At 62.0% G+C, this 6,881-nt stretch carries 7 protein-coding genes; 4 read left to right on the forward strand and 3 right to left on the reverse strand.

From position 1 onward, the window contains the following. The 4 genes from VKM35_RS02130 to VKM35_RS02145 form a co-directional block, all read left to right on the forward strand. A partial coding sequence (locus VKM35_RS02130; protein WP_324317861.1) for a cyclopropane-fatty-acyl-phospholipid synthase family protein occupies positions 1 to 1,035 on the forward strand: 1,035 nt, incomplete at its 5' end. A gap of 4 nt (positions 1,036 to 1,039) precedes the next feature. Continuing rightward, entirely contained in the window at positions 1,040 to 1,585 is a 546-nt protein-coding gene (locus VKM35_RS02135) for a DUF2878 domain-containing protein (RefSeq protein WP_324317863.1), read from the forward strand. A 47-nt stretch (positions 1,586 to 1,632) separates the two neighbouring features. Beyond that, positions 1,633 to 2,361, forward strand: a complete 729-nt coding sequence (locus VKM35_RS02140) for a DUF1295 domain-containing protein (protein WP_324317871.1) — start codon at positions 1,633 to 1,635, stop codon at positions 2,359 to 2,361. Between the two features lie 15 nt (positions 2,362 to 2,376). Next, complete coding sequence (locus tag VKM35_RS02145; protein WP_324317865.1) at positions 2,377 to 3,408, forward strand: cyclopropane-fatty-acyl-phospholipid synthase family protein; 1,032 nt, start codon at positions 2,377 to 2,379, stop codon at positions 3,406 to 3,408. A gap of 173 nt (positions 3,409 to 3,581) precedes the next feature. On the opposite strand, the gene VKM35_RS02150 is transcribed toward VKM35_RS02145, so the two are convergent. The 3 genes from VKM35_RS02150 to VKM35_RS02160 form a co-directional block, all read right to left on the reverse strand. Continuing rightward, a complete protein-coding gene (locus tag VKM35_RS02150) occupies positions 3,582 to 4,037 on the reverse strand; it encodes a hypothetical protein (RefSeq protein ID WP_324317867.1) in 456 nt (151 codons plus the stop codon). A gap of 111 nt (positions 4,038 to 4,148) precedes the next feature. Then, positions 4,149 to 5,216, reverse strand: a complete 1,068-nt coding sequence (locus VKM35_RS02155) for an OmpA family protein (protein WP_324317873.1) — start codon at positions 5,214 to 5,216, stop codon at positions 4,149 to 4,151. A 140-nt stretch (positions 5,217 to 5,356) separates the two neighbouring features. Next, positions 5,357 to 6,805: a bifunctional 2-methylcitrate dehydratase/aconitate hydratase gene (locus tag VKM35_RS02160; protein WP_324317869.1), complete on the reverse strand. Its 1,449-nt coding sequence runs from the start codon at positions 6,803 to 6,805 to the stop codon at positions 5,357 to 5,359. Positions 6,806 to 6,881: the final 76 nt, after the last annotated feature.

The raw sequence follows: 6,881 nt of genomic DNA on the forward strand, positions 1-6,881 counted from the left end.
GTCGGCGCGGGCGAGTCGTACATGGATGGGCTCTGGCATTGCGATGACCTGGTCGGATTGGTGCGCCTGCTGGTGCGCAATCGCGACCTGCTCGATGGCATGGAAACCGGACTCGCGCGCCTGGGCAGCCTGGCGATGAAAGCTCTGCATGCATTTCGACGCAACACGCGTGACGGCAGCCGCAGGAACATCGCCGCGCACTACGACCTCGGCAACGATCTGTTCAAGCTTTTCCTCGACGAGAACCTGATGTATTCCTCGGCGATCTTCACCCGCGCCGACGACAGCTTGGAAACTGCTTCGCGCCGCAAGCTCGACCGCATCTGCGAAAAACTGCAGTTGCAGCCGGGCGATCACCTGCTGGAAATCGGCACCGGCTGGGGCGGCATGGCGCTGCATGCGGCGAAACACTACGGCTGCCGCGTCACCACCACCACGATATCGAAAGAGCAGCACACCCTCGCCAGCGAACGCGTTGCCGCTGCCGGCCTGTCGGATCGCGTCACGCTGTTGCTTGAGGACTATCGCGACCTCACCGGTAGCTACGACAAACTGGTGTCGATCGAGATGATCGAGGCGATCGGCCATCAGTATCTCGATACCTATTTCGCGAAGTGCGCTTCGCTGCTCAAGCCCGACGGACTGGCGCTGATCCAGGCGATCACCATCGAGGATCATCGCTACGAGCAGGCGCTGACATCGGTCGATTTCATCAAGCGGCACGTCTTCCCCGGCAGCTTCATTCCCAGTGTGAGTGCGATGGTGGAAGCCGCCGGTCGCGCCGGGCATTTGCGCCTGAGCAATCTCGAGGATTTCGGCCCGAGCTATGCGCAGACCCTGAACCACTGGCGCCGGCGCTTCCTCGCGAATCTCGATCAGGTGCGCGCGCTCGGCTACGACGAGAGATTCATCCGCATGTGGGAGTTTTATCTTTGCTACTGCGAAGGCGGCTTCATCGAACGCTCGATCAGCGATGTGCATCTGCTGCTGGCGCGTTCGGGAAACCGTCGCGAGCAATTTCTTCCAGGCCTCTGAAAAAATGCGCCTCTGGCTGAAAATCGCCAACGTGGTCGGCTACCAGATGGTCTGGCTGTGTTGTGTTGCGGGCGCGGGACAGGGCGTGGCCTGGCTGGGGCCGGTCGCGTCGCTGGTTTTCGTGCTGGGCATGCTCGCGTTCGGCGGCAAGGCGCGTGACGATCTACGCCTGCTCGTGCTGGCCTTGCCGGTCGGGTTCGCGCTCGACAGTGCCTTCGCGTATTCCGGCTGGCTGCGTTACGCCCAGGCCTGGCCCTGGGTCGACGCCGCGCCGCTGTGGATTTGGGCGGTGTGGGCTGCGTTCGCGATGACGCTCAATCACTCGATGGCGTTCCTGCGCTATCGCCCCGGGCTTTCGGCATTGCTCGGTTTTGTCGGCGGGCCGCTCGCGTATTTTTCCGCGGCGGGCGCATTCGACGCCGTGGACTTCATCGCGCCGGTGCCGTGGGTGATTGCTGCGCTGGCCATCGGCTGGGCACTGGCGCTGCCATCGACGTTCTGGATCGATACGTTTTTGTCGCGGCACAAACGTGCGCAGGCGCACTCGTGAATCTGTATGAGCTCGCGTTGCTTGTCTGGGGCTCGTCCGCGCTGGTGATGGCGATCGTCTGGGCAATCAGCATGCGCGTGGGCAACGTCGGCTACGTGGATGTGGCTTGGGCGGGATTGATGGCGGTCGCGGCCTTGCTGGTCGGCGCGCTGGCCGAAGGCGCGGAGATGCCGCGCGGACTGGTCGCGTTGTTCGGCAGTCTGTGGGGCACGCGTCTTTGTCTGCATTTGTTGCGGCGGGTGTTGCATGAACCCGAGGACGGCCGTTATCAGGCCTTGCGCGCCAGTTGGCAGGGCAGCCGCGGAAAATTCTTCGTGTTCTTCCAGATGCAAGCGGTGGTCGTCGCGCTGTTCTGCCTGCCCTTCATCGCTGCGGCGAGTCGCCACGACAACGCTTTCTGCACCTGGACGCTGGCCGCGATCGCGGTGTGGCTGTTGTCGATCGGCGGCGAAAGTCTGGCGGACTGGCAACTCGCGCGCTTCCGCGGCGATGCCGGCAATCGCAGCCAGGTCTGCCGCGTCGGCCTGTGGTCGTGGTCGCGACATCCGAATTATTTCTTCGAATGGCTGCACTGGTTTGCCTACGTATTGCTCGCCGTCGGCAGCCAGTTTTTCTGGCTCAGCCTGGTCGGGCCGGTGGTGATGTTCGCGTTCCTGTATCGCGTCAGCGGCATTCCCTGGACCGAAGCGCAGTCACTGCGCTCGCGTGGCGATCAATACCGGAACTATCAGCGACAGGTCAGCGCCTTCTTCCCCTGGCCGCCGAAACGCGGCTGATTCAATGGAGTTTCCATGTCACTGATTGATCTTTGCGAACGCGGTCTGATCCCCGATCCACTGACGCGCTATGGCATCCGCCGCCTGTGCAGCCAACGCCTGCGCGAAGAAGGCGCATTCGATCTTGATCAGGCCGACCGGCGTTTCCGCGAACTTTTGCTGGACCTGCGCAAGAGTCCGATCGCGATAGAGACGGCCGCAGCCAACGAGCAGCATTACGAAGTGCCGACGCGCTTTTTCCAACTCTGCCTCGGCGAGCGGCTGAAATATTCCAGTTGCTACTACCCACGCGGCGACGAGAGCCTGGACGAGGCCGAGAACGCGATGCTGGCGTTATACGGCGAACGCGCCGAGCTCGCCGATGGCCAGCAGATCCTCGAGCTCGGCTGCGGCTGGGGTTCGCTTACGCTTTGGATGGCCGAACGCTATCCGAATGCGCGCATCACGGCGGTCTCCAATTCCAACAGCCAGCGCGAACATATCGAGGCCGTGTGCCGCGCTCGCGGCTGGGGCAACGTGCGCGTGATCACCTGCGACGTGAACCGGCTGGCATTGGACGCTGCGCAGTTCGACCGTTGCGTGTCGATCGAGATGTTCGAGCACATGCGCAATTACGACACGCTGTTCGCCCGCATCGCCGGCTGGCTGAAGCCGGGCGGCAAGTTGTTCGTGCATATCTTCTGCCATCGCAGCCTGATGTATCCGTTCGAAACCGAGGGCGACGACAACTGGATGGGACGCTATTTCTTCACCGGTGGCCTGATGCCTTCCGCCGACACGCTGCTGCATTTCCAGCAGCAGTTGGCGATCGAACAACGCTGGCTGTTGCCGGGTACGCATTATCAAAAAACCTCGAATCACTGGCTGGCCAATCAGGACGCCCATCGCGACGAAGTTTTGCAGGTGCTGACGGCCGCTTATGGCGCCGCCGAAGCTGAGCGCTGGCACCAGCGTTGGCGGATTTTCTGGATGTCCTGTGCCGAGCTGTTTGGCTACGACGGCGGCCGTGAGTGGCTGGTGGCGCACTATCGCTTTGCCAAGGACTGATCGAGGCGGCTTCCCCAGCGGGAACTTCTCTGTGGCTAAAAAGAAAAATGCTCGCCGGGCTGGCGAGCATTTTTTGGATCATGCGGAAGCCTGATGCTCTGTCGGTATCAACCGGCGCATTCGATCAGTGCCTCCGGAAACGTCGCGCTCATGCGCGCTCCCACGACAGTGGGCTATTTTTTCTTCTTGTCGTCGACGGGAGCGGCGGGTGGCGTTGCCGCTGCATCGGCCGGCTTGCCGGTCGCCACGGTGATGCCTTTGGCTTTCATCCAAGCGTCGAACTCGACGGCGGTCATGCGCTTGCCGTTCTGGTTCATGTCGAAACGCCAAGGCGTGTTGTCGTCCTTGGTCTTGGGAACATAGCCCCTGGCATCCGTCGACGCAGGCGTCGGCGCGTTGCGCACGACTGGCGCGACGGGCATGACGCGAGCGGCTTCGGCGCGCGCGAGCGCGATGACTTCCTCGGCGCTGATGCAGGCCACCGTTGCCTCGTCATTCCAGCGCATCTCGGGGGCTGCGACGTTCAGGCCTTGCGCGATGCTCGGATCGACCGGGCGACAGTTGGCCGCCAGGCAGACAGGGCTCAGGGCCAGAGTGGAAATCACCAACGCACGGATACTGGTTTTCATGGGCATCTCCTGAAACTTGAACCCGAGGATAGTCGCCAGGGTTTTTCAGGGCAATAAAAAACGAAGCCCGGCGTGAGCCGGGCTTCGTGGTTTGCTGAGGATGAAGTCCGATTAGTTCTGGACGTTCAGCTCGGTGCGACGATTGCGTGCACGACCTTCCTTGGTCTTGTTGTCGTCGATCGGCTTGGATTCACCAAAACCGTTCGGGCCAACAAGGCGGCCGGCGTCGATGCCGTGGCCGGTCAGGTAGTCATAGACCACCTTGGCGCGGCGCTGCGACAGACCTTCGTTGTACTGCTCGGTACCGATGGAATCGGTATGGCCGGCGACTTCAACGCGGAGCTGCGGGTACTTGGAGAGGATGGACACGGCCTCGTCAAGGATCGCCACTGCGTCGGGACGCAGGGTGTCTTTGTCGAAGTCGAAGTTCACGCCCTTCAGGTCGATGGTCAGCGGAACCGGGCAGCCGTCCGGGCCAATGGCCTGGCCAGCAGCGGAACCGGGGCACTTGTCGTTGCAGTTGTTGACGCCGTCACCGTCGTCGTCCTTGTCGGCGCAGGTCGCTTCAACAACCGGCGGCGGCGGCGGCGCAGCAGCTTCGGCGCCGAGCGGAACGAGGAAGGTCAGACCAGCGTAGCCATCGGTGAAATGATCGCCGCTGGCGGCGCCGTCGTCCTGGTCGGAACGCAGGCCGAGCTCGCCACGCATGTTCACGCGGCCGAGGTCTTTCTGGATACCGGCGCCGAGGGTTGCGACGAGGTTGCTACCGTGGCGGCTGGGGCCGTAACCGAACACCGAGGCCGAAGCGGGCGGGGTTCCATCACGATGACGCTGGCTGCCGAGACCGAAAGCGATGTACGGGTTCCAGCTGCGGCCTTCGGTGATGAAGTGATAACGACCGACGACCGAAAGAGCCAGGAGCTCCCAGTTACGGTTGTTGTCGCGGTTGATCAGGGGATTGCTGCCGACAAACTCACCGTCGAGCGAGACATTCTGGGTGATGAACTTACCGAACACCAAAGTGCCGTAGGCATCGTCAGCGACGGCGCGATCTTTGTCATAAGCGTTGATGCCGGCACCGGCGCCGATGTACCAACGATCGTCGTAATCCTGGGCCATCACGGACTGGGCCATGCTCATTGCACCGAGGAGGGCGCAGCACAGAAGCTTCTTCTTCATGTTCAACTCCATTGCACTAGTAAGAAAGGTCACTTCGGTAATGGCCAGGCTAGCGCCCTGCCTTACCAATAATAACGTCCGGACGCCTGGGCGTTAACCTGAACATAACAAATAAGGCGGTGACTGCCAAGTGAATTCAATCAAATCACGAACAAATCCAGGAATCGATGGATGGGCGTGGATTCGAAGCGGGAGGTGTCCTGGGTCAGGGTCAGGATCTGCTTGACCCGATGGGCTGGCAGGTGGCCACCCAAGGCGTCCTCGAACTTTTTGAGCAGCACCGGGATGCCCTCTCCACGGCGATTGCGGTGGCCGATCGGATAGTCAATCGAGACCTTGCCGGTGGAGCTGCCGTCCTTGAAAAAGACCTCGATGGAGTTGCCGATGTAGCGCTTCTCCGGGTCGAAGTAGTCCTGGGTGAACTGCGGATTTTCCTTGACCTCCATCTTCGCGCGCAGGGCATCGATGCGCGGGTCGGAGGCGATGGCATCGGTGTAGTCGTCGGCGGTCAGGCGACCGAAAATCAGCGGCACGGCGATCATGTATTGCAGGCAGTGGTCGCGATCGGCGTAGTTGGCCAGCGGGCCGGTCTTGTCGATGATGCGGACGCCGGCCTCCTGCGTTTCGATCAGGATCTTGTCGACCTGATCGAGCTTGCTTCCCACCTTGGGATGCAGGGCCATCGCGCATTCCACCGCGGTCTGGGCGTGGAATTCCGCCGGGAAGCTGATCTTGAACAGGACGTTTTCCATCACGTAGCTGCCGAAGGGGCGTTCGAACTCAAACGGCTTGCCCTTGAACAACACGTCTGAAAAGCCCCAGGTCTTGGCAGTGATCGCGCTGGGATAACCGACGCAGCCCTTCATCGCGTTCAATGCGTGGGTGACGGCGCGACGGCAGGCATCGCCAGCGGCCCAGCTCTTGCGCGGGCCAGCATTCGGCGCGTGGCGATAGGTGCGCAAGGCGCCACCGTCGATCCAGCTGTGGCTGACAGCATTGATGATTTCTTCCTTGCCACCGCCGAGCATGTGCGTGGTCACGGCGGTCGATGCCAGGCGGACAAGGATCACGTGGTCCAGGCCGACACGGTTGAAGCTGTTCTTGAGCGCGTAGCCACCCTGGATCTCGTGGGCCTTGACTGCTGCGCTGAGCACATCACGCACCAGCACCGGCTTGCCGCCTTCACGCTCGGCCTTACGGCTGAGGTAGTCGGCTACACCGAGGATCGCGCCGAGGTTGTCGGAGGGATGGCCCCATTCGGCAGCGAGCCAGGTGTCGTTGAAGTCCAGCCAGCGGATCTGCACGCCGATGTTGTAGGCCGCCTGCGCGGGATCGAGTTCGAACGAGGTACCCGGAACGCGAGCGCCGCCGACGAGATTCGCCCCTGGCACGATCGGACCGAGATGCTTGAGGCATTCGGGATGCTTCATCGCCAGCATCGCGCAACCCAGCGAATCGAGCAGCATGTAGCGCGCGGTCGTGAAAGCCTCGGCGGTATCGATCTTGTAATCGACGACGTAATTGGCGATGTCCACCATCGTCGCGTCGGGGTCGGGGCGCTGGGCGGAGCGGATGTCGTGATGGCTCATGGCGGTCTCGGCGTCGGTAATGAAAGCGCGCCATTTTGCCAGAAGTGCCGCACAAGGATGTGCAAATGTCGCAAGA

Origin of the sequence: Arenimonas sp. (assembly GCF_035312645.1) — a bacterium.
Lineage (GTDB): Bacteria > Pseudomonadota > Gammaproteobacteria > Xanthomonadales > Xanthomonadaceae > Arenimonas.